This is a genomic window from Variovorax sp. 01N425 (assembly GCF_056399465.1).
In genome coordinates this window covers 479381-504356 of sequence record NZ_JBFTRJ010000001.1, presented here as the reverse complement: position 1 = coordinate 504356, position 24976 = coordinate 479381, and the positions used below count along the sequence as shown (strand labels likewise).

The following is a 24976-nucleotide window of genomic DNA, read 5'->3' as shown; positions in this document are numbered from 1 at the left end:
TCGCGCAGCAGCGTAGCGCCCGCTCCCAGCGTCTTGTCGCCGCGGTGGCAGAAATGGCACTGCTGGCTGGTTCCACCGCCGGGGCCGATGCGGCTCACCGGCAACTGCACCAGCGTTCCGGCGGCCAGGTCGCCGGCCACCAGCCACGACGGCATCTTTCCCCATCCCAGGCCCGCGCGCAGCAGCGCGAGCTTGATGTACATGTCGGTCACGCGCCAGGTCGAGGGCGAGAGCACATCGATGTCGTAGCCCTGGCTGAGCGTGCTCGGATCTTCCACCACGATCTGCACGTGCTCCGCCGCGGCGGCATCCAGGCCCCCCGCACCGCGCCGGCCCGCATGGACCGCCAGCGCATGCGACGGCGCGGCAACGGCCACGGTATGAAGCTGCATGAGGAATTCGCGGCTGATTTTTTCGTCGGCATGGCCGAAGGCCGCAATGGCGAGATCGCATCGGCCCGAATTCAAGGCATCGACGGTGCCGCCCATCGAGCTGTATTCCACGCGGATGGCAATGCTCGGGTAGACCGCATGCATGCCACGCAGCGCGCTGGCCAGGAGGTTCGGCGGAAAGAGCGTGTCCACCGCAACTGCCAGCCCGAGCTCGATGCCCTGTTCGAGCCCCTGCGCGCGCGAGCGCAGCGCCTCGACCTTCGACAGGATCACCCGCACGTCGCCCAGCAGTGCCTTGCCCGTGGGCGTGAGCACCGGCTTGTGGCCGGAACGGTCGAAGAGCCGCACCTGGAGCTGTTCCTCGAGATTGGCAATGGCATGGCTCACGGCCGACTGCACCCGGTGCAGCCGGGCCGCGCCGGCACGGAAGCTGCCGGCATCCGCCACGGCAACGAACATCTGCATCTGGCTCAGCGTGAGGATGTCCAGCATGATCTGTCCAATCGATTGAGTTGGCCGATATTATTCGCTTTCATTGATCGGGTGCCCGCTGCAAAGTGGCGGCATGCAGAACCGAATCGAAATGCGCGGCGCCACATCGCCACCCGCCGCTGCGCCGCTCTCACCTTCTTCAACGCACTGGCTCGGCGTGGCGCTGGTCGTGGCCGCCGGGGTCGTGGCGTCCCTCCAGGTCGGCAAGGTCGCCATTGCCGTGCCGCAGTTGCGCACGGACTTCGGGCTCGACCTCACGATGGTCGGCTGGCTCATGGCAACGTTCTCGCTGCTGGGCGTGGTTGGCGCGGTGCCGGTCGGCGCGTGGGTCGCGCGCGCGGGCGACAGGCGCCTGCTGGTGGCCGGCCTGCTGGCCATTGCCATCGGCAGCATGGTCGGCGCATGGGCACAGGGCATCGCAATGCTGCTGATCGGCCGCGTCGTCGAAGGCCTGGGTTTCGTGCTGATCACCATTGCCGGCCCTTCGGTGCTGCAGCGCATGGTCGCGCCCGGCGGCAAGGACCTTGCCTTCGCGATCTGGAGCTGCTTCATGCCCGCCGGGATTGCCATCGCGCTCTTCAGCGGCTCGCTGCCGGGCAGCTGGCGCGGCTTGTGGCTGGGCAATGCCGCGCTTGCGGGCTTGATCGCGGTGCTGGTGCTGGCGGGCGTTTCGCGCGGCGCGAGTGCAAATACCCGCGAAGCGCCGGTTTCGTGGCGCAGCATGGCCCGCGACGCGGCCGCCACGGCAAAGGCCAGCGCGCCGGCGCTGATCGCCGCTTCGTTCGTGATCTACAGCCTGCAGTTCTTCGCGCTCTTCAGTTTTCTGCCGGTGCTGCTGATCGAGCGCATGGGCGTGGGCACGGCCACCGCCGGACAGCTGAGCGCCGCGGCCTGCTGCGTCAACGTGGCGGGCAATCTTGCGGCCGGCATGCTGCTCCAGCGCGGCATCGCGCGCTGGCTGCTCGCGGCACTGGCCAGTGCGGCGATGGGCATCGCGTCCATCGGCATCTTCCTGCCGGTGCTCGGCGCAGTGCCGGCCTTTGTGCTGTGCCTGGTTTTTTCGGGCGCGGGCGGCCTGCTTCCCGCAACGCTGATCGGCACCTCTCCCATCGTGGCACCGAGCACGCGGCTGGTCCCGATGTCGATGGGCTTGCTCATGCTGGGCAGCAATCTCGGCCAGATGATCGGCCCCGTGATCGTGGGCGGTGCAGTGGATTCGCTGGGCTGGCCGGCGGCCGCCGCCATCGTCGCCCTGGCGGGCGCAATGGGCGTGCTGCTTGCACTGGGCCTGCGCCGCTCGATGGCGCGCGGCGGCCATCGGCTGTAGGGCGGACAAAGTGGACGGCCAGCGCCGGGCGCGTGCGGCGCCCGGCGCGGGGGTGGCATCAAGCCAGCGTGTACGCCGTCTTCACCGTGGTGAAGAACTCCTGCGCATACTTGCCCTGCTCGCGCGGGCCGTAGCTCGAGCCCTTGCGCCCGCCGAACGGCACGTGGTAGTCCACGCCCGCCGTGGGCAGGTTCACCATCACCATGCCGGCCTGGCTGTGGCGCTTGAAGTGCGTGGCGTACTTCAGGCTGGTGGTGGCAATGCCGGCCGACAGGCCAAACTCGGTGTCGTTGGCCGTGGCCAGCGCCTCTTCGTAGTTCTTCACCCGGATCACGCTCGCCACCGGGCCGAAGATCTCTTCCTTGTTGATGCGCATCGCGGCCGCCGATTCGCTGAACAGCGCCGGCGACATGTAGTAGCCGTCGGTCTCCAGCTTCAGCAGTTCCCCGCCGGCCGCCAGCGTGGCGCCCTCGCCCTTGCCGATGGCGATGTATTCCATGTCCTGGTCCAGCTGCGACTTCGAGGAGACCGGGCCCACGTCGGTGCCCTGCGCCAGCGCATCGCCGACCTTGATCTTGGCCATGCGCGCCTTCATCGCCTCGATGAACTTGGAGTAGATGCCTTCGGTCACGATCAGGCGGCTGGAGGCCGTGCAGCGCTGGCCGGTCGAGTAGAAGGCGCTTTGCACGCTGAGCTCCACGGCCTGGGCCAGGTCGGCGTCGTCCAGGATCACCTGCGGGTTCTTGCCGCCCATCTCGAGCTGCACCTTCTTGTGGTTGGTCACGCACTGCACCGCGATGTTGCGGCCCACGCCGACCGAGCCGGTGAAGCTGATGGCATGGATGCCGGGGTGGCTGACCAGCGCGTTGCCGATCACGCTGCCGCGGCCCATCACCAGGTTGAACACGCCCGCCGGAATGCCCGAGCGGCTGATGATCTCGGACAGCGCCCAGGCGCAGCCGGGCACGAGGTCGGCGGGCTTCAGGACCACGCAGTTGCCGAAGGCCAGTGCGGGCGCGATCTTCCAGGCCGGGATGGCAATGGGGAAGTTCCAGGGCGTGATCAGGCCGACCACGCCGACCGGCTCGCGCGTGATCTCCACGCCGATGTTGGGGCGCACCGAGGGCAGCACTTCGCCTGCGAGGCGCAGGCATTCGCCGGCGAAGAACTTGAAGATCTGGCCGGCGCGGGTGGCTTCGCCGATGCCTTCGGCCTTCGTCTTGCCTTCTTCACGGGCGAGCAGGGTGCCGAGCTCTTCCTTGCGCGCGAGGATCTCGGTGCCGATCTTGTCCAGCGCATCGGAGCGCGCCTGGATGCTGCCGGTGGCCCAGGCCGGGAAGGCGGCGGTGGCGGCGGCCACGGCGGCCTCGACATCGGCAGCCGTGCCCTGCGCGTAGTGGCCCAGCACGTCGGACAGGTTGCTGGGGTTGAGGTTGGGGCTGTAGCTTGCGCCGGCACGCCATTCGCCGCCGATCAGGTTGTCGAAGTTTTGCATGAGGATTCCTTGTGCTGCTCGATGGAAAGAAAGAAGCCGGAGCACTGCGTGTCCGGCTGCGGAAATGGAAACGGGAGACTAAACCTTCAGCGCACCATGCAGGGCTTTTTATTGTCGAAAGTCCACCCCGGGATCAGGTATTGCATCGCCTGCGCATCGTTGCGCGCGCCCAGGCCATGCTTCAGGTACAGCTGGTGCGCCTTCTCGACTTCGTCCATGTCGAGCTCCACGCCCAGGCCGCCGCGCGTGGGCACCTTCACGTAGCCGCCCTCGATCTGCAGCGGGGCCTTGGTCAGGCGCTGGCCGTCCTGCCAGATCCAGTGCGTGTCGATGGCCGTCACCTTGCCCGGCGCGGCCGCGGCCACGTGCGTGAACATGGCCAGCGACACATCGAAGTGGTTGTTCGAATGCGAGCCCCAGGTCAGGCCCCAGGCCTGGCACAGCTGCGCCACGCGCACCGAGCCCTGCATCGTCCAGAAGTGCGGATCGGCCAGCGGAATGTCGACCGACTGCAGCGAGAGGCTGTGCACCATCTCGCGCCAGTCGGTGGCGACCATGTTGGTGGCGGTCGGCAGGCCCGTGGCGCGGCGGAACTCGGCCATCACCTCGCGGCCCGAGAACACGCCTTCGGCGCCGCAGGGGTCCTCGGCATAGGCCATGACGCCATGCAGGTCGCGGCACAGGCGGATCGCATCGGCCAACAGCCAGCCGCCGTTGGGGTCGAGCGTGACGCGCGCCTTGGGAAAGCGCTCGTGCAGCGCGCGGATGGCCTCGACTTCTTCCTCGCCGCGCAGCACGCCGCCCTTGAGCTTGAAGTCGGTGAAGCCGTAGCGCGCGTGCGTGGCCTCGGCCAGGCGCACGATGGCTTCGGGCGTCATGGCTTCTTCGTGGCGCAGGCGAAACCAGTCGTCGGCGCCGCCGGGGTCGCTCTCGTAGGGCAGGTCGGTCCTGGTGCGGTCGCCCACGTAGAACAGGTAGCCGAGCATCTGCACGGCATCGCGCTGCTGGCCTTCGCCGAGCAGTGCGGCCACCGGCACTTCGAGGTGCTGGCCCAGCAGGTCGAGCAAGGCCGCCTCGACGGCGGTGACCGCATGGATGGTCACGCGCAGGTCGAAGGTCTGCTGGCCGCGGCCGCCGCTGTCGCGGTTGGCGAAGGCACTGCGCATGCTGTTGAGCACTGCGTGGTGTTTGCCCAGGGGCTGGCCCACGATGAGGCCGCGCGCATCTTCGAGCGTCTGGCGGATCTTCTCGCCGCCCGGCACTTCGCCGACACCGGTGTGGCCCGCGCTGTCGGTCAGGATCAGCAGGTTGCGCGTGAAGAACGGGCCGTGCGCGCCGCTCAGGTTCATGAGCATGCTGTCGTGGCCCGCGACGGGCACCACGCGCATGGCGGTGACCACGGGTGCGCCGGAGATGGGAGAAGCGGAGTCTGGAAGTGTCATTTTTTGCGCGAGCCCTGGAAGAAAAGTGCTGCTAGATCCGAACGGCCTGGCGGGCCAGCATCTTCCACTCGCCGCCCTGTTTTTGCCAGATGCCGAGGATCTTGAGCGCCACCTTGCCGGGCTTGCCCGAATCGTTGGTGTCGGCCGCGAGCGTGTGGCGCACGATCGCAACGTCGCCCGCCACCTTGATGGTCTGGTCGGTGATCGTGATGCTCACGAAGTCCGACTTGCCGGCCACCAGGTCGCCGATGAAGCTGGCCTTGGTGTCGACCTTGCCGCTCGAATGGCCGTAGCTCAGGTCGTCGGCCACCAGTGCGCCAAGGGCGGCCGGCGTGGGATCGATCATTGCAAGGCGCAGCCGCTCGGCGGCCGCGGCCACGGCCGGCTCGGCCGAAGCACCGCCGCCCGCGGGCGCCATGGCACAGCCCGAAAACATGACGGCCGATGCGGCAATGAGGAAGAACTTCTTGATGATGGACATGCGTTGTCTCCGTTGTTGTTTGTTGTCGTCGTTCCCGGCCCGGCCGCTTACTGCGGGCCGAGCGCGTCGATCAGCGCCTTGAGCTGTTCCATCTCGGCGGGCTGGAGGTCCGTGAGCGGCGTGCGCACCGGGCCGGCGTCGTGGCCGACGATCTTGGCACCGGCCTTGACGATGCTCACCGCATAGCCGGGCACGCGGTTGCGCAGATCGAGATACGGCATGAAGAAGTTCTTGAGCAGGCGGTGCTGCGTCGGCAGGTCGTCGGCGGCAACGGCCTTGTAGAAATCCATCGCGGTCTTCGGGATGAAGTTGAAGACGGCCGACGAATACACCGGCGTGCCCAGCGCCTTGTAGGCCGCGGCATAGACCTCGGCCGTGGGCAGGCCGCCCAGGTAGGCGAAGCGGTCGCCCATCTTCTGGTAGATGGCGACCATGGCTTCGATGTCGCCCACGCCGTCCTTGAAGCCCACGAGGTTCGGGTTGCGCTCGGCCAGCGCGGCCAGCGTCTCGGGCTTGAGGCGGCTGGTGGCGCGGTTGTAGACGATCACGCCGAACTTCACGCTCTTGCACACGGCTTCCACGTGCGCGGCCAGGCCTTCCTGGCCGGCTTCGGTCAGGTAGTGCGGCAGCAGCAGGATGCCGTGTGCGCCGGCCTTCTCGGCCGCCTGCGCGCACTGGATCGCAAAGCGCGTGGGGCCGCCGGCGCCCGCGATGATCGGCACCACGCCGCGGCAGGTGTCGACCGCGGTCTGGATGATGCCGGGGTATTCGTCGCCGGTCAGCGAGAAGAACTCACCGGTGCCGCCGGCCGCGAACAGCGCGCTCGCGCCGTAGGGAGCGAGCCATTCGAGACGCTTCTCGTAGCCCTTCTTGTTGAAGTCCCCGTTCGCGTCGAAGTCGGTCAACGGGAACGAGAGCAGGCCGGAGCCCATGATGGATTTGAGTTCTTGAGGGTTCATCGAGACACCAATGAGTGAGTTGAAAAATGGATGCTGAGGGCGCTCAGTCCAGCTTGATGCCGGCGTCGGCAACGACCTTGGCCCAGCGCGCGCGCTCCTTGCCGAAGAACTGCTCTTCCTCGGCCGGCGCCATGGTCACGACCTCGGCGCCCTGCCCCGCGAGGCGCGAGCGGATGTCGGCCGTGCGGATGACGGTGATCAGTTCCTTGTTGAGGCGCTGCACGATGGCGTCGGGCGTGCCCCTGGCCACGCGCACGCCCTGCCAGGTGCCCGACTCGAAGCCGGCCACGCCCTGCTCCGCGATGGTGGGCACTTCGCCGATCAGCGGCATGCGCGTCGCTTTCGACACGCCGAGCACCTTGAGCTTGCCGCTCTGCACATGCGGCAGCGTGGCGAGCATGCCGTTCATCAGGATCTGCGTCTGGCCGGCGACCGTGTCCTGCACCGCCTGCACGCCGCCCTTGTAGGGCACGTACTGCCAGCGTGCGCCGCTCGCACGCTCCAGCGCCACGCCGGCCAGGTGCGGCGCACTGCCGGTGGCGGTGACGGCGAAGTTGATTTCCGACTTCTTCGACAGCGCGATCAGTTCCTTCAGGTTGTTGGCCTGGACCGAGGGATGCACCACCAAGAGGTGCGGCGAATAGGCCAGCATGGTTACGCCGCGCAGGTCCTTGGAAGGATCGAAAGGCAGCCGCGTGTAGACCGAGGGGCTGATGGCGAGCGCGCCGACGTCGCACAGCAGCAGCGTGTAGCCATCGGGCTTGGACTTGGCGACGAAATCGGCGCCGAGGTTGCCGTTGGCGCCCGGCTTGTTGTCGACGATGACCGGCTGGCCCAGCGCTTCCGACAGCGGCTGGCTGATGGAGCGGGCAATGATGTCGGACGAACCGCCCGGCGGGTACGGCACCACGATGCGCACCGGCCTGGACGGCCAGTTGTCCGCGGCATGCACGCCACCGGCGGCGAGCACCCCGCCGCCCAGGGCGCCTAGCATCAGATCACGTCGTTTCAAGCTCATTCTGAGTCTCCTGCTGGGTTGTGTTGTCAGTCATCGTACAACTAGGAATGACGCTTGTCCAGCCTCTGCCCGAAATTTCTTCTCAGGGAGCCGCTGGCGGCGTCTTGGCCGCGGCCTGCTGGGCCGCTTCCTGCGCCACGCGCAGCCGCTCGCGGCTGTTGGTCAGGTGGATGCGCATGGCCGCGCGGGCCGATTCGGGATCGCGGCGCGCGATGGCCGCGTAGATCTCTTCGTGCTCGCGGTTCACGCGGCTCAGGTACTCGCCGCGCCGGTCGTAGTTGCGGATGGCGGTGATGCGCGTGCGCGGGATGATCGTGGTGCCCAGGTGGCTCATGATGTCCGCGAAGTACGGGTTGCCGGTAGCCTGGGCGATCTGCAGGTGGAAGCGGAAATCGGGCGCCACGGTGTCCCCCGCCACCGCCACGTTGCGCTCGAAATCGTCGAGCGCCTGGCGCATCGCGAGCAGCTGCTCCTCGGTGCGGCGCGTGGCGGCCAGCCCGGCGGATTCGGTCTCGAGGCTGATGCGCAGCTCGAGCACCGCCAGCACGTCCACCGAGGTGGCGATGTCGGCGGAATCGAGCCGGAACATGCCGGCCGCGCGCGGCTGCAGCACGAAGGTGCCCACGCCGTGGTGCGTTTCCACCAGCCCCGCGGCCTGCAGCTTGGACAGCGCCTCGCGCACCACGGTGCGGCTGACGCCGAAGGATTGCATGATGGCTGACTCGGTCGGCAGCTTGTCGCCCGGGCGCAGCTGCTGGCTGCGGATCTTTTCGCCCAGGTCCTCGACCAGCCCGTGGGCGAGCCCGCGTGCGCGCGGACGCGGCCGCCCCACGAAGGGCGTGCCGGCGGCAACTTCTGTCGCCGCGTCGGAAATTGAGGGATTACCCGCAGTCGTCTGGACCATGGTCACGATAATAATCCCGCATTAGTTGTACGACAACAGATAACTTCTCAGGCCAGCAAAAATGTCGACGTCCCATCAAGCCCCCCACACCCCGCTCCACCGGATTCTGCTGACCGGCGCCGCCGGCGGACTGGGCAAGGTCCTGCGCGAACGCCTGCGCCCCTACGCCCGGATCTTGCGCCTTTCCGACATTGCCGCCCTCTCCCCTTCCGAGGGCGCGCACGAAGAAGTCGTGCCCTGCGATCTTTCGGACAAGGCCGCGGTCCACGCACTGGTCGAGGGCTGCAGCGCCATCGTGCACCTGGGCGGCGTTTCGGTCGAGCGGCCGTTCGAGGAAATCCTCGAAGCCAACATCAAGGGCGTCTTCAACGTCTACGAAGCCGCGCGCCGCCACGGCGTGAAGCGCGTGGTGTTCGCAAGCTCCAACCACGTGATCGGCTTCTACAAGCAGAGCGAGCATATCGACGCCCACGCCCCGCGCCGGCCCGACGGCTACTACGGCCTGTCGAAGTCCTTCGGCGAGGACATGGCGCAGTTCTATTTCGACCGCTGGGGCATCGAGACGGTGAGCATCCGCATCGGCTCGTCCTTTCCCGAGCCGCTCAACCGCCGGATGATGAGCACCTGGCTCAGCTACCGCGACCTGACCACGCTGCTCGAAAAGTCGCTCTTCACGCCCGGCGTGAAGCACACGGTGGTCTACGGCATGTCCGACAACCGCGACGTCTGGTGGGACAACAGCGCCGCCGCCCACCTGGGCTTCGTGCCGCAGGACAGCTCCGAGGTGTTCCGCGACAAGGTCGAGGCGCAGCCGCCCGTGGCGCCGACCGATCCCAACGCCATCTACCAGGGCGGCGCCTTCACGGCACAGGGACCGTTCGGCGATGCAGGCTGAGCTCGTCCTCGATGCGCGCAACGGCACCGGCGAAAGCCCGGTGTGGCATGCCGCGGAGCAGGCACTCTACTGGGTCGACATTCCGGCGCGCACGCTGAACCGCTGGCATGCGAGCGAAGGCCATGCGCAGTGGCATGCGGACGAAATGATCGCCTGCATCGCGCCGCGCGCCGATGCGCCCGGCGCCTGGATCGCCGGCATGGAAAGCGGCCTCTTCTCGCTCGCGCCGCAGGCCGGCGGCACGCTGGCCGCCACCGCGCTCGCACCCGTGGCGCATGCCGTGCCCGCGATGCGCTTCAACGACGGCCGCTGCGACCGCCAGGGCCGCTTCTGGGCCGGCACGATGCTGCAGGACATGGCCGCCGGCGCGCGCGTCGGCCGGCTCTACAGCTACGCCAAGGGCAGTGCCGGCGCCGCCATGCGGCTGGACGACTTCATCGTGCCCAACGGGCTTGCCTTCAGTCCCGACGGCCGCACGATGTACCTCTCGGATTCGCATCCCGCGGTGCAGGCCATCTGGTCCTTCGACTACGACACCGACACCGGCACGCCGCACAACCGCCGCCTGTTCGCCGACATGAAGCCGCTGCCCGGCCGCCCCGACGGCGCGGCCATGGACGCCGACGGCTGCTACTGGATCTGCGGCAACGACGCGGGCCTGGTGCACCGCTTCACACCCCAGGGCCGGCTCGACCGCTCGCTCGAAGTGCCGGTGAAGAAGCCCGCGATGTGCGCCTTCGGCGGCCCGGCGCTCGACACGCTCTTCGTCACCTCGATCCGGCCCGGCGGCGTCGACCTGTCGGACCAGCCCCTGGCCGGCGGCGTGTTCGCGCTGCGGCCCGGCGTGGCGGGCGTTCCCGAGCCGGCGTTCGGCGGCTGACCCTTTTCCTTCTTTCTTTCTTTTTTCACGACAACCACCACGCAGAGGACGAGACAATGAAGCTCCACAAGACCCTGATCGCACTTGCCGTCGGCGCCGCAGCCGCGCTCACCACACTGGCTGCCAGCGCCACCGAGTTCCGCTCGGCAGACATCCATCCCGACGACTACCCGACCGTGACCGCGGTCAAGTTCATGGGCGAGCGGCTCAAGGCGCTCTCCGGCGGCAAGCACAGCATCAAGGTGTTCAACAACAGTTCGCTCGGCAGCGAGAAGGACACCATCGAGCAGACCAAGATCGGCGCGCTGCAGATGGTGCGCGTGAACATCGCCCCGATGAACAACATCTGCGCCGAGACGCAGGTGCCGACCATGCCCTTCCTGTTCCGCTCGGTGGACCACCTGCACAAGGTGCTCGACGGCCCGATCGGCGAAGAGATCCTGAAGTCGTGCGAGAAGCAGGGCTTCGTCGGCCTCGCCTACTACGACAGCGGCGCGCGCTCGATGTTCACGGCCAAGAAGCCGGTGCGCAGCTTTGCCGACATGAAGGGCCTGAAGGTGCGCGTGCAGCAGTCCGACCTGTGGGTGTCGATGCTCGAGGCCATGGGCGCCAACGCCACGCCGATGCCCATGGGCGAGGTCTACACGGGCCTGAAGACCGGCCTGATCGACGCCGCCGAAAACAACTACCCGACCTACGAAAGCGCCCGCGCCTTCGAAGTGGCCAAGTACTACAGCAAGACCGAGCATTCGATGGCACCCGAGATGCTGCTGTTCTCCAAGCGCGCGTGGGACAAGCTCTCGGCCGAGGAGCAGGGCTGGATCCGCCAGGCCGCCAAGGAATCGGTGCCCTACATGCGCAAGCAGTGGGAAGAGCGCGAGATCAAGTCGCTCGCCACGGTGAAGGCCGGCGGCGCCGAGATCATCGAAGTCGACAAGGCCCCGTTCCAGGCCGCGATGAAGCCGGTGTATGACAAGTTCATCACGGACGCGAAGCTCAAGGACCTGGTCAAGCGCGTGCAGGACACGAAGTAGGCAAGCCGGATTGTTGAATTGGCTCCTTCCCCTTCCGGGGGAAGGTTGGGATGGGGGCACGACGGCGCCCAGATGGATGCGCCGCTTGCCCCCACCCCTGCCCTCCCCCGGAAGGGGAGGGAGAAAGACAAAGAAGAACTTACATGTACACCAAACTTTGCCGCACCCTCGCCCGTGCCTGCATGTGGTTGGGCATCCTCGGGCTCGTCGCGGTGATCTGCGCCGTGAGCTGGCAGGTGTTCGGCCGCTACGTGCTCAACAACACCCCCACCTGGGCTGAAAGCCTGGCGCTGCTGCTGGTGCTCTACGTCACGATGTTCGGCGTCGCCGTCGGCGTGCGCGACGCGGGCCACATCGGCCTCGAATCCTTCCTCGTGCTCGCGCCCGACTGGCTGCGGCTGAAGATGGAATACCTGATCCACGCACTGATCCTCGTGTTCGGCCTGGCCATGGCCTGGAATTGCGCCTCCCTCGCCGAATCGGTGTGGGACTACCGGCTGCCCACGCTCTGGATCTCCGAGGGCTGGAAATACGTGCCCGCCTCCGTGGCCGGCGTTCTCATCGTGATGTTCTCCATCGAACACATCATCGCGCTCGCCCAAGGCCGCGAAGTCGAACCCGCCTGGGCCTGAACCGCATCATGACGATTCCTCTGCTCATTCTTTGCCTCTCGTTCACGCTCTTCCTGCTGCTGGGCGTGCCGGTCGCTTTCTCGATCGGCCTCTCGGCCCTGTCCACGCTGCTGTATGAAGGCCTTCCGCTGGAAGTCGGCTTCCAGCAGATGACCTCCGGCATGGGCATCTTCTCGTTCCTTGCGATTCCGTTCTTCATCTTTGCCGGCGAACTGATGCTCTACGGCGGCATTGCGGACCGCATCGTCAACTTCGCACGCAACGTCGTGGGCCACGTGCGCGGCGGCCTCGGCATGTCGAACGTGGTGGCCTGCACGCTGTTCGGCGGCGTCTCGGGCTCGCCCGTGGCGGACGTCTCGGCCATGGGCGCCGTGATGATCCCGATGATGAAGAAGGAGGGCTACCACGCCGACTACGCGGTCAACGTGACGACCCACGCGGCCCTGGTCGGCGCGCTGATGCCGACCAGCCACAACCTGATCATCTATTCGCTCGCGGCGGGCGGCAAGGTGTCGATCGCGGCGCTGATCCTGGCGGCGCTGCTGCCGGCGGCGGTGCTCACGCTCAGCAACCTCGCGGCCGCCTACCTGGTGGCGGTGAAGCGCGGCTACCCGGCCGGCAGCTTTCCGGGCTGGGCCATCGTGGCGCGCTCGTTTGCGGCGGCGCTGCCGGGCCTGTTCATCGTGGTGCTGATCCTCGGGGGCATCCTGTCGGGCGTCTTCACGGCGACCGAGTCGGCGGCCGTGGCGGTGCTCTATGCGCTGGCGCTCACCATCTTCGTCTACCGCACGCTGAAGTGGGAGCACTTCGTCAAGGCAGCCTCGAAGGCGGTGCGCACCACCGGCGTGATCCTGCTGCTGATCGGCATCTCCAGCACCTTCGGCTACCTGATCAGCCTGTACGGCGTGGCCGAACTCACGGGCCAGATGCTGTCGCAGATCACGAGCACGCCGTGGGTGATCTTCCTGCTCATCAACATCATCCTGTTCGTGCTGGGCACCTTCCTCGACATGGCGGCAACGATCCTGCTGTGCACGCCGATCTTCCTGCCCATTGCACAGCACTACGGCATGAGCTCGGTGCAGTTCGGCATCGTGATGCTGATCAACTGCGCGCTCGGCCTGAACACGCCGCCGGTGGGCACCACGCAGTTCGTGGGCTGTGCGATTGGCGGCGTATCGGTGGGCACGGTGATGAAGACCATCTGGCCGTTCTACGGTGCGCTGATCTTCGCGCTCGCGGTGGTCACCTTCGTGCCGGCCTTCTCGACCTGGCTGCCGAGCATGTTCATGGTCGTGAAGTAACGGCAGCACAAAGCAAGACAGAGGTTCCGCGATGACCGATCCGAACACCCGAGCACCGCACTTCATCCGCATGCACGCGGCGGACAACGTCGCCATCGTGGCCAACGACGGCGGCCTGCCCGCCGGCACCGTGCTCGCGTCCGGCCTGGTGCTGGTCGACAAGGTGCCCCAGGCGCACAAGGTGGCGCTCGAGGACATTCCCGAAGGCGGCGTGGTGCGGCGCTACAACGTGCCGATCGGCTATGCCCTGAAGCCGATCCCGGCCGGCAGCTGGGTGCACGAACGCCTGCTGCAGATGCCCGCCGCGCGCGAGCTCGAAGGCCTGCCGATCGCCACCGTGCGTCCGCCCGCGCAGCCGCCGCTCGAGGGCTACACCTTCGAGGGCTACCGCAACCTCGACGGCTCGGTGGGCACGCGCAACATCCTCGCCATCACGCAGACCGTGCAGTGCGTGGCGGGCGTGGTCGACTTTGCCGTGCAGCGCATCAAGGCCGAGCTGCTGCCCAAGTACCCCAACGTCGACGACGTGGTGGGCCTCTCGCACAGCTACGGCTGCGGCGTGGCCATCGATGCGCCCGACGCCGTCATCCCGATCCGCACGCTGCGCAACATCAGCCTCAACCCGAACTTCGGCGGCGAGGTGATGGTCATCAGCCTGGGCTGCGAGAAGCTGCAGCCCGAGCGCCTGCTGCCGCCTGGCAGCATCGCGCTGGTGGACGAGCGCAACGTGGCCGACGTCGGCGAAACGGCCAACGCCAAGCTCGACGTGGTGTGCCTGCAGGATGACGCGCACGTCGGGTTCATGTCGATGATCGATTCGATCATGCGGCAGGCCGAAGAGCACCTGGAGCGGCTCAACGCCCGCCGGCGCGAGACCGTGCCCGCGAGCGAGCTGGTGGTGGGCGTGCAGTGCGGCGGCAGCGATGCCTTCTCGGGCGTCACGGCCAACCCGGCCGTGGGCTTTTGCACCGACCTGCTGGTGCGCGCCGGCGCCACCGTGATGTTCTCGGAAGTGACCGAGGTGCGCGACGGCATCGACCAGCTCACCTCGCGCGCCACCACGCCCGAGGTGGCCGAGGCCATGATCCGCGAGATGGCCTGGTACGACGCCTACCTGGACCGCGGCCGCGTCGACCGCAGCGCCAACACCACGCCCGGCAACAAGAAGGGCGGGCTCTCGAACATCGTCGAAAAGGCGATGGGCTCGATCGTCAAGAGCGGCAGCGCGCCGATCTCGGGCGTGGTTGCGCCGGGCGAGAAAGCGAAGCAAAAGGGCCTGCTCTACGCCGCCACGCCCGCCAGCGACTTCATCTGCGGCACGCTGCAGCTGGCCGCCGGCATGAACCTGCATGTGTTCACCACCGGCCGCGGCACGCCCTACGGCCTGGCCGAGGTGCCGGTGATCAAGGTGGCCACGCGCAGCGACCTGGCGCGCCGCTGGCACGACCTGATGGACGTGAACGCGGGCCGCATCGCCGACGGCGACGCCACCATCGAGGACATCGGCTGGGAGATGTTCCGCCTGATGCTCGACGTGGCCAGCGGCCGCAAGAAGACCTGGGCCGAACAGTGGAAGCTGCACAACGCGCTTGTGCTGTTCAACCCGGCCCCCGTGACCTGACTTCGAAAGGAAACACCATGGAAGACCTCAAGGGCAAGACCGCACTCGTCACCGGCGCCAGCACCGGCATCGGCGCTGCCGTGGCCATTGCGTTCGCGGCGCGCGGCATGCGCGTGGCGGTGCACTACAACAGCTCGGCCGACGCCGCCAACCAAGTCGTCGAGACCATCCGCCAGGCCGGCGGCGACGCCTTCACGCTGCAGGCCGACGTGCGCGACACGGGCGCGATCCGCGAGTGCGTCAAGCAGGCGGCATCGCGCCTCGGCCGCATCGACGTGCTGGTGAACAATGCCGGCAGCCTGGTCAAGCGCGTGCCCATCGCCGAGTTCGACGATGCGCTGTTCGACGAGGTGATGCACATCAACGCACGCTCGGTGCTCGCGTTTGCGCGCGAGGCGGTGCCGCTGATGCGCACGCACGGCGGCGGCAACATCATCAACGTGACCTCGGTCGCGGCGCGCACCGGCGGCGGGCCGGGCGCCTACCTGTATGCGGGCTCCAAGGGCTTCGTGAGCACGGCCACGCACGGGCTCGCCCGGGAACTCGTCGGCGACAGGATCCGCGTGAACGCCGTGGCACCGGGTGTCATCCAGACGCCGTTCCAGGACCGCTTCTCGACGCCCGCCATGCTCGAATCGTTCCGCACCGCCATTCCCATGGGCCGCATCGGCTCGCCCGACGAATGCGTGGGCGCCTTCCTCTACCTGGCTTCGGAGCAGCTCTCGGGCTACGTGACGGGCCAGGTGATCGAAGTGAACGGCGGGCAGTACATGCCCTGACGCGGCAGGCGCGCTTTTTCGAGACACCGGAATCAGATCAATAACGGAGACAACACCTCATGAAGAGAAGCAGATTCCTTGGCGGCCTCGCCACCCTTTCGGCTGCGGCCGCCCTGTCGCTCGGGTTCGCCGCGACTGCCGCGGCGCAGGCCGGCGACTTTCCGAACCGCACGATCGAGCTGCTGGTGCCCTACCAGCCGGGCGGCGGCACCGACGGCCTGGCGCGCGCCTTCTCCGAGGCCAGCCGCAAGCACATTTCGCAGAGCATCGTGATCGTCAACCGTCCGGGCGCGGGCGGCGCCATCGGCTGGACCGAGGTGATCAACGCCCGGCCCGACGGCTACAAGCTCGCGGTGCTCACGGTGGAACTGCTGACGCTGCCGCACCTGGGCCTGGCCAAGTTCAACTACGACGACTTCCAGCCGATCGCGCAGCTCAATGCCGACCCGGCCGCCATCACCGTCAAGGCCGATGCGCCGTGGAACACGATCGAGGAATTCCTCGCGGCGGCGAAGAAGTCGCCCGAGAGCGTGCGCGTCGGCAATTCGGGCAACGGTTCGATCTGGCACCTGGCCGCCGCGGCGCTCGAGGACAAGACCGGCGCCAGGTTCGGCCACATCCCGTTCCAGGGTGCGGCGCCCGCGGTGCTGGCGCTGCTGGGCGGGCACATCGAGGCCGTGGCGGTGAGCCCGGCCGAGGTCACGACGCATGTGCAGTCCGGCAAGCTCAAGGTGCTGATGGTCATGGCCGACAAGCGCGTGAAGGGCTTCGACAAGGTGCCCACCGCCAAGGAGCGCGGCATCGACCTGTCGATCGGCACCTGGCGCGGCCTCGGCGCCCCCAAGAACACGCCGCCCGAAGTGATGGCCAAGCTGCGCGAGATCACGGCCAAGACGGCCGCCGAGCCGCTCATGCACGAGGTGATGGACCGGCAGAACCTCGGCTACGTCTACACGGACGGCGCGGTGTTCAAGGAAACCCTGGCCAAGGACAACGCCTACTTCAAGGCGCTGATCGCCAAACTGAACATCAAGCCATGAACCGCCGCACTCCCATCCTTCGCGCGCTCCAGGGCGCGGTCGCGCTGCTGTCCGTGGCCGCCATGGGCCAGGCCTGGGCCGCCACCTGGGTCTACGTGTCCAACGCCGACAGCCAGGAGATCTCCGTGCTCGAGCTGGATCGCGCCGAAGGCGTGCTCAAGCCGGTGCAGACGCTCAACGTCGGCGGCACGGTCATGCCAATGGCCGTGAGCCCTGACAAGCGCGTGCTCTACGCCGCGCTGCGCTCGCAGCCGTTCCGCGTGGTCAGCATGTCGATCGACGCGGCCACCGGCAAGCTGCAGAAGCTCGGCGAGGCGCCGCTGGCCGACAGCATGGCCAACATCGACCTCGACGCGAGCGGCAAGTGGCTCTTCGCGGCCTCCTACCAGGGCGGAAAGATCTCGGTCAACGCCATCGGCAAGGACGGCGCGGTGGGGCCGATCCAGCAGCTGGTGCAGACGGGCCCGAACGCGCACGCGGTCCACGCCGATGCGAACAACCGCTTCGTGCTCGCCACCAGCCTGGGCGGCGACAACGTGTCGAGCTGGCGCTTCGATGCGGACAAGGGGCTGCTCGCGGCCAATGATCCGCCGCTGACCATGAGCACCGCCAAGTCGGGACCGCGCCACTTCGTCTGGGACAAGGCGCAGCGGCACGTCTACCTGCTGAACGAGCTCGACGCGTCCCTGCACGTGTACGCCTGGGACGCGGCGCGCGGCGCGCTCAAGCTGGAGCAGAGCACCACCACGCTGCCGCCGGGCTTCACGGGCAAGCCCTGGGCGGCCGACCTGCACCTGACGCCCGACGGGCGCTACCTGTACGCCTCCGAGCGCACCTCGAGCACGCTCTCGGCGTTCAAGGTGGACGCGGCGAGCGGCCAGCTGCAGCCGCTCGGCCAGACGCCGACCGAGAAAGGGCCGCGCGGCTTCGCGATCGATTCGAGCGGCCGCTACCTGATTGCCGCCGGGCAGGAGTCGCACGGCATTTCGCTGTACCCCATCGATTCCGCGACCGGTGCGCTGGGCAAGCCCTCGCGCATCACCGCGGGCAAGAACCCGAACTGGATCGAGATCGTCGACGCACCCTGAGGTGGCGGCCGCCATCCACATCATCAAAGGAGATATTGCAATGCAACGCCGCACATTGATTCGCACCGCCCTCGCCTCTTCGCTCGCCGCGGGCCTGCCCGCGTTCGCGCAGGGCCCCGGCAACTGGCCCACGGGCAAGGCCATCACCTACCTCGTGCCCTTTCCCGCGGGCGGCACCACCGACGTGCTGGCCCGCCTGATCGGCCAGAAGCTCGGCCCGGTGCTGGGCACGAGCGTGATCATCGACAACAAAGGCGGCGCCGGCGGCAGCGTGGGCTCGGAAATCGGCTCGCGCGCAGCGCCCGACGGCTTCATGATGGTGGGCGGCACGATCAGCTCGCACGCGATCAACGTGAGCCTGTATCCGAAGCTCGGCTACGACCCGCAGAAGTCGTTCGCGCCGGTGACGCTGATCGGCACCAACCCGCTGGTGCTGGTGGTCAACCAGGCCAGCCCCTACAAGACGCTGAAGGACGTGCTGGAAGCCAGCAAGACCAAGTCGGGCGGGCTCTCGTCGGCCTCGGCCGGCACCGGCACCTCGCAGCACCTGTCGCTCGAGCTGCTGGCGTTCAAGTCGGGCGTGAAGTTCACGCACATTCCCTACAAGGGGAGCGGCCCGGCGATCCAGGACGTGATCGGCGGGCAGGTCGACATGATGTTCGACACCACCGTGGTGGCGGGTCCGCACATCCAGAGCGGCAAGCTGCGCGCCATTGCCGTGACCTCGGCCAAGCGCCTGGCCTCGATGCCCGACGTGCCGACGGTCGCGGAATCCGGCATTGCGGGATTGCAGGACTTCGAGGTGCTGTCGTGGCAGGCGATCTTCGTGCCCGCGGGTACGCCGGCGCCCATCGTCGAGCGGCTGCACACCGAGATCCGCAAGATCCTCGCAACGCCCGAGATGCAGGAAAAGCTCAAGGGCTTCGGCATGGAGCCGGCCGACCTCTCCACGGCAAAGATCGCGGCCTTCCAGAAGGCCGAGGTCGAGAAGTGGGCGCAGGTGATCAAGGCCGCGGGCATCAAGGCGGACTGACGCCAACCGGGAAACAGCGCGACGGATACAAGGGAAGCCTCCTACGCCCGGGCTGCCGGGCGCTTTATAGAATGCCCCTCCGATTCGCACTCCAGGCATTCCAGGCCTCCCACACGTGTCCGACCGCTCTGCCGTACTGCCCCAATACCTGTTCCCCAAGCAGGCCCTGACGAACTTCGCCGGCTGGGTCGCGGGCAAGGAACGCGGCGCCGTCACCACCTGGATCATCCGGCGCTTCGTTGCCAAGTACGGTGTCGACATGGGCGAGGCGCTCGAATCCGACATCAACCACTACAAGAGCTTCAACCAGTTCTTCACGCGCGCGCTCAAGCCCGGCGTGCGGCCTCTTGCGCAGGCCGACCTCGTGTGCCCGGTGGACGGCGCCATCAGCCAGTTCGGCGCCATCGAGGGCGACCAGATCTTCCAGGCCAAAGGCCACAACTACAGCACCACCGCGCTGGTCGGCGGCGACGCGGTGCTCGCGGCGCGCTTCGCGCATGGCAGCTTCGCCACGCTGTACCTGAGCCCGAAGGACTACCACCGCATCCACATGCCCTGCGACGGGCGCCTGGTGCGCATGATCCACGTGCCCGGCGACCTGTTCTCGGTCAACCCGGTCACCGCGCGCGGCGTGCCCGGGCTGTTCGCGCGCAACGAGCGCGTGGTGTGCGTCTTCGAATCGGCGCACGGGCCCTTCGTGCTGGTGCTGGTGGGTGCCACCATCGTCGGCAGCATGGCGACCGTGTGGCACGGCGTGGTCAATCCGCCGCGCGGCGGCGAGCTGCGCGAATGGCACTACGCCGACCAGCAGATCCTGCTCAAGCAGGGCGAGGAGATGGGCCGCTTCCTGCTCGGCTCCACCGTCGTCATGCTGTTCCCGCCGCCCCCGCTGGCCTTCAACCCCGACTGGGCGCCCACCCGGCCGGTCCGGCTGGGCGAGGCCATGGCCAATCTCGCGAATTTGTGAAGCTTTGTCTCACGGCCCGCATGCAGCATGCACCCGTAGCTATAAAACTAGTAGCATCGTGATCCTTGCGCTATAGTCGCCGACGCAATGCGCGGTCCCTGATAGCGAGCCAACAAGAACGCGAGGCACCGGCCCTGCCCAGGACCGACGGCCCGCCCAGCCCCGAGGAGATGATGTCGATGAGTACCAAGGAAAACGCAGCCGTCAGCCAGCTGCTTGCGCTTCTCGAGGCCCGCTACGCACTTCGCGTGCTCTGGGCGCTGCGCGACGGCCATGCCCAGACCTTCCGGCTGCTGCAGGACAGCGTCGGCAGCATCACCCCCAACACGCTCAACACCCGCATCAAGGAACTGCGCGAGGCGGGCCTCGTGAGCCACGGCGGCGACGGCTACAGCCTCACGGTGAGCGGACAGGACCTTCTCAAGCGGCTCTCGGACCTGCAGGCCTTCGCGGGCAAATGGCAGCTGGGCCAGGTCAAGAAGGCCGCGGCACCGGCGGCGCCCACGCCTGCTGTGCCTTCATCGCCTTCGTCGTCTTCGCCTTCGGCGCCTCCTTCTTCCTCTTCCCCGGGCGCACCCCCCTCCGCCCCGCCTGCGGCGCCCTCCCCGCCCTCCTCCGTCCCGCCTCTTGACACTGGCAATTGAGCAGGCCGGCCGGGCCGCTGCCGGGGCGTCGGTAAACTCCGCGCCTTCGGTCCGTTTATCCATCCATCCACCTTCCATCCTCCCATTGACGCAAGGAGCGTTCAACATGCCTACCACTCCCTCCGGCCTGCAATACGAAGACACCACCGTGGGCGACGGCGCAGAAGCCAAGGCCGGCCAGCACGTGCACGTGCACTACACCGGCTGGCTCTACAACGACGGCGTGCAAGGCGCCAAGTTCGACTCGAGCCGCGACCGCAACGACCCGTTCGCGTTCTCGCTGGGCGCAGGCCAGGTCATCAAGGGCTGGGACGAAGGCGTTGCCGGCATGAAGATCGGCGGCAAGCGCACGCTGATCATTCCCGCTTCGCTGGGCTATGGCGCACGCGGCGCAGGCGGCGTGATCCCCCCGAACGCCACCCTGAAGTTCGACGTCGAACTCCTCGACGCGCACTGAACTCGCCCCCCGGGGGCCGCGCGCGCTGCGTGCCGCTACGCCCTCCCGTCGGCGCTTTTGTCCCCGTTGCGGCCTTCCGGCCGCATTTTTTCGCTTGAAAAGCCCCTGACCAGCCCCAAGTGGCTGGCTATCGTTTGTTTCCCGGCCCCCCGCCGGTTCTTTGAAAAATGTCTGACCCGCAACAATCCGCACAGAATTCGCAAATGCTGCAAGGCGAGCCAAGCCCCGAAGAACTGGAAGCCGCACAGGCTGCCAACGAAGCGGAGGCGCAGGATGCGCTGGCCGTGGCCCAGGGCGAACTCGCTGCCCTGCAGGCCAAGAACGCCGAGCTGTCCGACCAGTACCTGCGCGCCCAGGCCGACGTCCAGAACGCCCGCCGCCGCGCCGACGACGAGATCACCAAGGCGCGCAAGTTCGCGGTCGAAGCCTTCGCCGAGAGCCTGCTGCCGGTGACCGACAGCCTCGAAGCCGGCCTGGCCGTCAAGGACGCCACGCCCGAGCAGATCCGCGAAGGCGCCGAAGCCACGCTGCGCCAGCTCAAGAGCGCGCTCGAACGCAACAAGGTGATCGAGGTGGCCCCGGCCCCCGGCGCCAAGTTCGACCCGCACCAGCACCAGGCCATCTCGGTGGTGCCCGCTCCCGAGCAGGAGCCCAACACCGTGGTGACCGTGCTCCAGAAGGGCTACACCATCAACGACCGCGTGCTGCGCCCGGCGCTGGTCACGGTCAGCGCCCCCAAGTAAGCGGCGCGGTACACACGATTCCCACAGGAAATCCCCGCTTCATACCTTGAATCGCGCCGGGTTATCCACAAGTTCATAACAACATATTTTTCAGGCTTTCAGGAGTAAGAACATGGCAAAGATCATCGGCATCGACCTCGGCACCACCAACTCGTGCGTGTCGATCATGGAAGGCAACACCACGCGTGTGATCGAGAACTCGGAAGGTGCGCGCACCACGCCGTCGATCGTGGCCTACCAGGAAGACGGCGAAGTGCTGGTCGGTGCCTCGGCCAAGCGCCAGGCCGTGACCAATCCCAAGAACACGCTGTACGCGATCAAGCGCCTGATCGGCCGCAAGTTCGAGGAGAAGGAAGTCCAGAAGGACATCGACCTGATGCCCTACACGATCGCGAAGGCCGACAACGGCGACGCGTGGGTGGAAGTGCGCGGCAAGAAGATCGCGCCCCAGCAGGTCAGCGCCGACATCCTGCGCAAGATGAAGAAGACCGCCGAAGACTATCTCGGCGAGCCCGTGACCGAAGCCGTGATCACGGTGCCGGCCTACTTCAACGACGCGCAGCGCCAGGCCACCAAGGACGCCGGCCGCATCGCAGGCCTGGACGTCAAGCGCATCATCAACGAACCGACCGCCGCGGCGCTGGCCTTCGGCCTGGACAAGCAGGACAAGGCCGACCGCAAGATCGCCGTGTATGACCTGGGCGGCGGCACCTTCGACATCTCGATCATCGAAATCGCGGATGTCGACGGCGAGAAGCAGTTCGAAGTGCTGTCGACCAACGGCGACACCTTCCTGGGCGGCGAAGACTTCGACCAGCGCATCATCGACTACATCATTGCCGAGTTCAAGAAAGAGCAAGGCGTGGACCTGGGCAAGGACGTGCTCGCGCTGCAGCGCCTGAAGGAAGCCGCCGAAAAGGCCAAGATCGAGCTGTCGAACAGCGCGCAGACCGACATCAACCTGCCCTACATCACGGCCGACGCCTCGGGTCCGAAGCACCTGAACATCAAGCTCACGCGCGCCAAGCTCGAAAGCCTGGTCGACGAGCTGGTCGAGCGCACCATCGCGCCCTGCCGCCTGGCCATCAAGGACGCCGGCATCAGCGTGTCGGACATCAACGACGTGATCCTGGTCGGCGGCATGACCCGCATGCCCAAGGTGCAGGAAAAGGTCAAGGCCTTCTTCGGCAAGGAGCCGCGCAAGGACGTGAACCCCGATGAAGCCGTGGCCGTCGGCGCCGCCATCCAGGGCCAGGTGCTCTCGGGCGACCGCAAGGACGTGCTGCTGCTGGACGTGACCCCGCTGTCGCTCGGCATCGAGACCATGGGCGGCGTGATGACCAAGATGATCACGAAGAACACCACGATCCCGACGAAGTTCGCGCAGACCTTCTCCACCGCCGAGGACAACCAGCCGGCCGTGACCATCAAGGTGTTCCAGGGCGAGCGCGAGATCGCCTCGGGCAACAAGCTGCTGGGCGAATTCAACCTCGAGGGCATCCCGCCGGCAGCGCGCGGCACGCCGCAGATCGAGGTGAGCTTCGACATCGACGCCAACGGCATCCTGCACGTGGGCGCCAAGGACAAGGGCACCGGCAAGGAAAACAAGATCACCATCAAGGCGAACTCGGGCCTGTCGGAAGACGAGATCCAGAAGATGGTGAAGGACGCCGAGCTCAACGCGGCCGAGGACAAGAAGAAGGTCGAGCTCGCGCAGGCCCGCAACCAGGGCGAAGCCATGGTGCACAGCGTGAAGAAGTCGCTCGGCGAGCACGGCGCGAGCCTGGACGCCGGCGAGAAGGAAAAGATCGAAGCCGCGATCAAGGATCTGGAAGAAGCCCTCAAGGGCGAGGACAAGGCCTCGATCGAGGAAAAGACCAACACGCTGATGACCGCAAGCCAGAAGCTCGGCGAAAAGATGTATGCCGATGCGCAGGCCGCGGCAGGCGCCGCCGGCGGCCCGGGTGCCGCTGCTGGCCCGGAAGCTGCAAGCGCACCGGCCGACGACAACGTGGTCGACGCCGAGGTCAAGGAAGTCAAGAAGGGCTGATCTTCAGTCCTTCGAACGAGGCTGGACCACCTGACCGGGTGTTCCAGCCTTTCTCGCTTCAAGTTACGGCTTCCCGCCCGCCCCGACCGAACCAGCCATGGCCACAAAACGCGACTACTACGAAACCCTCGGCGTTCCCAAGAACGCGAGCGAGGAGGAAATCAAGAAGGCTTATCGCAAGCTTGCGATGAAGCACCACCCGGACCGCAACCACGGCGATACCACCAAGGACGCCGAGACCAAGTTCAAGGAGGTCAAGGAAGCCTACGAAATGCTGTCTGACGCGCAGAAGCGCGCGGCCTACGACCAGTACGGCCACGCCGGCGTCGACCCCAACATGCGCGGCGGCCCCGGTGCCGAAGGCTTCGGCGGCTTTGCGGAGGCCTTTGGCGACATCTTCGGCGACGTGTTCGGCGGCGCGCGCGGGCGCACCAGCGGCGGGCGCCAGGTGTTCCGCGGCAGCGACCTGAGCTATGCGATGGAGGTCACGCTGGAAGAAGCGGCCGAGGGCAAGGAAGCGCAGATCCGCATCCCGAGCTGGGACGACTGCGGCACCTGCAAGGGCACCGGCGCCAAGCCTGGCACCAAGCCCATCACCTGCACCACCTGCCACGGCGCCGGCGCCGTGCAGATGCGCCAAGGCTTCTTCAGCGTGCAGCAGACCTGCCCGACCTGCCACGGCAGCGGCAAGATCATTCCCGAGCCCTGCACCGTGTGCCATGGCCAGGGCAAGATCAAGAACAACAAGACGCTCGAGGTCAAGATCCCGGCCGGCATCGACGACGGCATGCGCATCCGCAGCACCGGCAACGGCGAACCGGGCACCAACGGCGGGCCGCCGGGCGACCTGTATATCGAGATCCGGCTCAAGAAGCACGAGCTGTTCGAGCGCGATGGCGACGACCTGCACTGCGTCGTGCCCGTGAGCATGACCACCGCGGCGCTGGGCGGCGAGATCAGCGTGCCCACGCTCAAGGGCGCCGCCGCCATCGACATTCCCGATGGCACCCAGAGCGGCAAGCAGTTCCGCCTGCGCGGCAAGGGCATCAAGGGCGTGCGCTCCAGCTATCCGGGCGACCTGTACTGCCACGTGCGCGTCGAAACGCCGGTCAAGCTCACCGAGCACCAGCGCAAGCTGCTCAAGGAGCTGGACGAATCGCTCAAGAAGGGCGGCGACAAGCACAGCCCGACCGACAAGGGCTGGTTCGACAAGGCCAAGGAATTCTTCAGCTGAAGGCCCGGCGCAGCCGATTCCCCTGTCTTTTCAAGCAGTTAGAAAGCGCGGCGCGCACTCGCTTG

Annotated in this window: 23 protein-coding genes and 1 pseudogene; 17 read left to right on the top strand and 7 right to left on the bottom strand. The window is 67.2% G+C overall.

The genetic code is table 11. From position 1 onward, the window contains the following. Nucleotides 1-50 precede the first annotated feature (50 nt). Nucleotides 51-857, bottom strand: a pseudogene (locus AC1DSC_RS02450) (LysR family transcriptional regulator); the annotation flags it as partial. Nucleotides 858-957: 100 nt separating this feature from the next. Here AC1DSC_RS02450 and AC1DSC_RS02445 point away from each other — a divergent pair. After that, nucleotides 958-2211, top strand: a complete 1254-nt coding sequence (locus AC1DSC_RS02445; protein WP_012746875.1) for an MFS transporter — start codon at nucleotides 958-960, stop codon at nucleotides 2209-2211. Between the two features lie 58 nt (nucleotides 2212-2269). Here the strand turns inward: AC1DSC_RS02445 and AC1DSC_RS02440 are convergent, their stop codons facing one another. The 6 genes from AC1DSC_RS02440 to AC1DSC_RS02415 all read right to left on the bottom strand — a co-directional run bounded on the left by AC1DSC_RS02440 (nucleotide 2270) and on the right by AC1DSC_RS02415 (nucleotide 8510). Beyond that, nucleotides 2270-3706, bottom strand: a complete 1437-nt coding sequence (locus AC1DSC_RS02440; protein ID WP_012746874.1) for an aldehyde dehydrogenase family protein — start codon at nucleotides 3704-3706, stop codon at nucleotides 2270-2272. Between the two features lie 86 nt (nucleotides 3707-3792). After that, nucleotides 3793-5148, bottom strand: a complete 1356-nt coding sequence (gene gudD / locus AC1DSC_RS02435; RefSeq protein ID WP_012746873.1) for a glucarate dehydratase — start codon at nucleotides 5146-5148, stop codon at nucleotides 3793-3795. 31 nt (nucleotides 5149-5179) lie between these two features. Further along, nucleotides 5180-5629 carry a nuclear transport factor 2 family protein gene (locus AC1DSC_RS02430; RefSeq protein ID WP_012746872.1) on the bottom strand — a complete coding sequence of 150 codons (450 nt, stop codon included), beginning with the start codon at nucleotides 5627-5629 and terminating at the stop codon, nucleotides 5180-5182. Between the two features lie 47 nt (nucleotides 5630-5676). Next, the gene (gene kdgD / locus AC1DSC_RS02425) at nucleotides 5677-6588 is read right to left on the bottom strand and encodes a 5-dehydro-4-deoxyglucarate dehydratase (protein WP_012746871.1); all 912 of its coding nucleotides are present in this window, start codon (nucleotides 6586-6588) and stop codon (nucleotides 5677-5679) included. Nucleotides 6589-6631: 43 nt separating this feature from the next. Then, nucleotides 6632-7606, bottom strand: a complete 975-nt coding sequence (locus AC1DSC_RS02420; protein ID WP_012746870.1) for a Bug family tripartite tricarboxylate transporter substrate binding protein — start codon at nucleotides 7604-7606, stop codon at nucleotides 6632-6634. Between the two features lie 82 nt (nucleotides 7607-7688). Further along, a complete protein-coding gene (locus tag AC1DSC_RS02415) occupies nucleotides 7689-8510 on the bottom strand; it encodes a FadR/GntR family transcriptional regulator (RefSeq protein WP_012746869.1) in 822 nt (273 codons plus the stop codon). 61 nt (nucleotides 8511-8571) lie between these two features. Here AC1DSC_RS02415 and AC1DSC_RS02410 point away from each other — a divergent pair, with 61 nt between their 5' ends. The 16 genes from AC1DSC_RS02410 (at nucleotide 8572) to dnaJ (ending at nucleotide 24911) form a co-directional block, all read left to right on the top strand. Beyond that, nucleotides 8572-9405, top strand: a complete 834-nt coding sequence (locus AC1DSC_RS02410; RefSeq protein ID WP_012746868.1) for an NAD-dependent epimerase/dehydratase family protein — start codon at nucleotides 8572-8574, stop codon at nucleotides 9403-9405. Then, complete coding sequence (locus AC1DSC_RS02405; RefSeq protein ID WP_012746867.1) at nucleotides 9395-10285, top strand: SMP-30/gluconolactonase/LRE family protein; 891 nt, start codon at nucleotides 9395-9397, stop codon at nucleotides 10283-10285. Before AC1DSC_RS02410 ends, AC1DSC_RS02405 begins: the two co-directional genes overlap by 11 nt. Nucleotides 10286-10341: 56 nt before the next feature. After that, on the top strand, nucleotides 10342-11319 hold the full coding sequence (locus AC1DSC_RS02400) for a TRAP transporter substrate-binding protein (protein WP_012746866.1): 978 nt from the start codon (nucleotides 10342-10344) through the stop codon (nucleotides 11317-11319). Nucleotides 11320-11462: 143 nt separating this feature from the next. Next, on the top strand, nucleotides 11463-11951 hold the full coding sequence (locus AC1DSC_RS02395) for a TRAP transporter small permease (RefSeq protein ID WP_012746865.1): 489 nt from the start codon (nucleotides 11463-11465) through the stop codon (nucleotides 11949-11951). 8 nt (nucleotides 11952-11959) lie between these two features. Beyond that, entirely contained in the window at nucleotides 11960-13255 is a 1296-nt protein-coding gene (locus AC1DSC_RS02390; protein WP_012746864.1) for a TRAP transporter large permease, read from the top strand. Between the two features lie 31 nt (nucleotides 13256-13286). Further along, a complete protein-coding gene (gene garD / locus AC1DSC_RS02385) occupies nucleotides 13287-14876 on the top strand; it encodes a galactarate dehydratase (protein ID WP_012746863.1) in 1590 nt (529 codons plus the stop codon). Between the two features lie 17 nt (nucleotides 14877-14893). Beyond that, a complete protein-coding gene (locus AC1DSC_RS02380) occupies nucleotides 14894-15655 on the top strand; it encodes an SDR family NAD(P)-dependent oxidoreductase (RefSeq protein WP_012746862.1) in 762 nt (253 codons plus the stop codon). A 59-nt stretch (nucleotides 15656-15714) separates the two neighbouring features. Further along, nucleotides 15715-16695: a tripartite tricarboxylate transporter substrate binding protein gene (locus AC1DSC_RS02375; RefSeq protein WP_012746861.1), complete on the top strand. Its 981-nt coding sequence runs from the start codon at nucleotides 15715-15717 to the stop codon at nucleotides 16693-16695. Beyond that, the gene (locus tag AC1DSC_RS02370; protein WP_012746860.1) at nucleotides 16692-17783 is read left to right on the top strand and encodes a lactonase family protein; all 1092 of its coding nucleotides are present in this window, start codon (nucleotides 16692-16694) and stop codon (nucleotides 17781-17783) included. Before AC1DSC_RS02375 ends, AC1DSC_RS02370 begins: the two co-directional genes overlap by 4 nt. Before the next feature lie 40 nt (nucleotides 17784-17823). Next, nucleotides 17824-18816: a Bug family tripartite tricarboxylate transporter substrate binding protein gene (locus AC1DSC_RS02365; RefSeq protein WP_012746859.1), complete on the top strand. Its 993-nt coding sequence runs from the start codon at nucleotides 17824-17826 to the stop codon at nucleotides 18814-18816. Nucleotides 18817-18931: 115 nt separating this feature from the next. Continuing rightward, a complete protein-coding gene (gene asd / locus AC1DSC_RS02360) occupies nucleotides 18932-19783 on the top strand; it encodes an archaetidylserine decarboxylase (RefSeq protein ID WP_012746858.1) in 852 nt (283 codons plus the stop codon). A 179-nt stretch (nucleotides 19784-19962) separates the two neighbouring features. Next, the gene (locus tag AC1DSC_RS02355) at nucleotides 19963-20427 is read left to right on the top strand and encodes a winged helix-turn-helix transcriptional regulator (protein WP_012746857.1); all 465 of its coding nucleotides are present in this window, start codon (nucleotides 19963-19965) and stop codon (nucleotides 20425-20427) included. Between the two features lie 106 nt (nucleotides 20428-20533). Continuing rightward, nucleotides 20534-20884, top strand: a complete 351-nt coding sequence (locus AC1DSC_RS02350; protein WP_012746856.1) for an FKBP-type peptidyl-prolyl cis-trans isomerase — start codon at nucleotides 20534-20536, stop codon at nucleotides 20882-20884. A gap of 167 nt (nucleotides 20885-21051) precedes the next feature. After that, nucleotides 21052-21627: a nucleotide exchange factor GrpE gene (gene grpE, locus AC1DSC_RS02345; RefSeq protein WP_027730027.1), complete on the top strand. Its 576-nt coding sequence runs from the start codon at nucleotides 21052-21054 to the stop codon at nucleotides 21625-21627. Nucleotides 21628-21739: 112 nt separating this feature from the next. Continuing rightward, the gene (dnaK, locus tag AC1DSC_RS02340) at nucleotides 21740-23677 is read left to right on the top strand and encodes a molecular chaperone DnaK (protein ID WP_012746854.1); all 1938 of its coding nucleotides are present in this window, start codon (nucleotides 21740-21742) and stop codon (nucleotides 23675-23677) included. Between the two features lie 97 nt (nucleotides 23678-23774). After that, nucleotides 23775-24911 carry a molecular chaperone DnaJ gene (gene dnaJ / locus AC1DSC_RS02335; protein WP_012746853.1) on the top strand — a complete coding sequence of 379 codons (1137 nt, stop codon included), beginning with the start codon at nucleotides 23775-23777 and terminating at the stop codon, nucleotides 24909-24911. The last annotated feature ends 65 nt before the right edge of the window (nucleotides 24912-24976 follow it).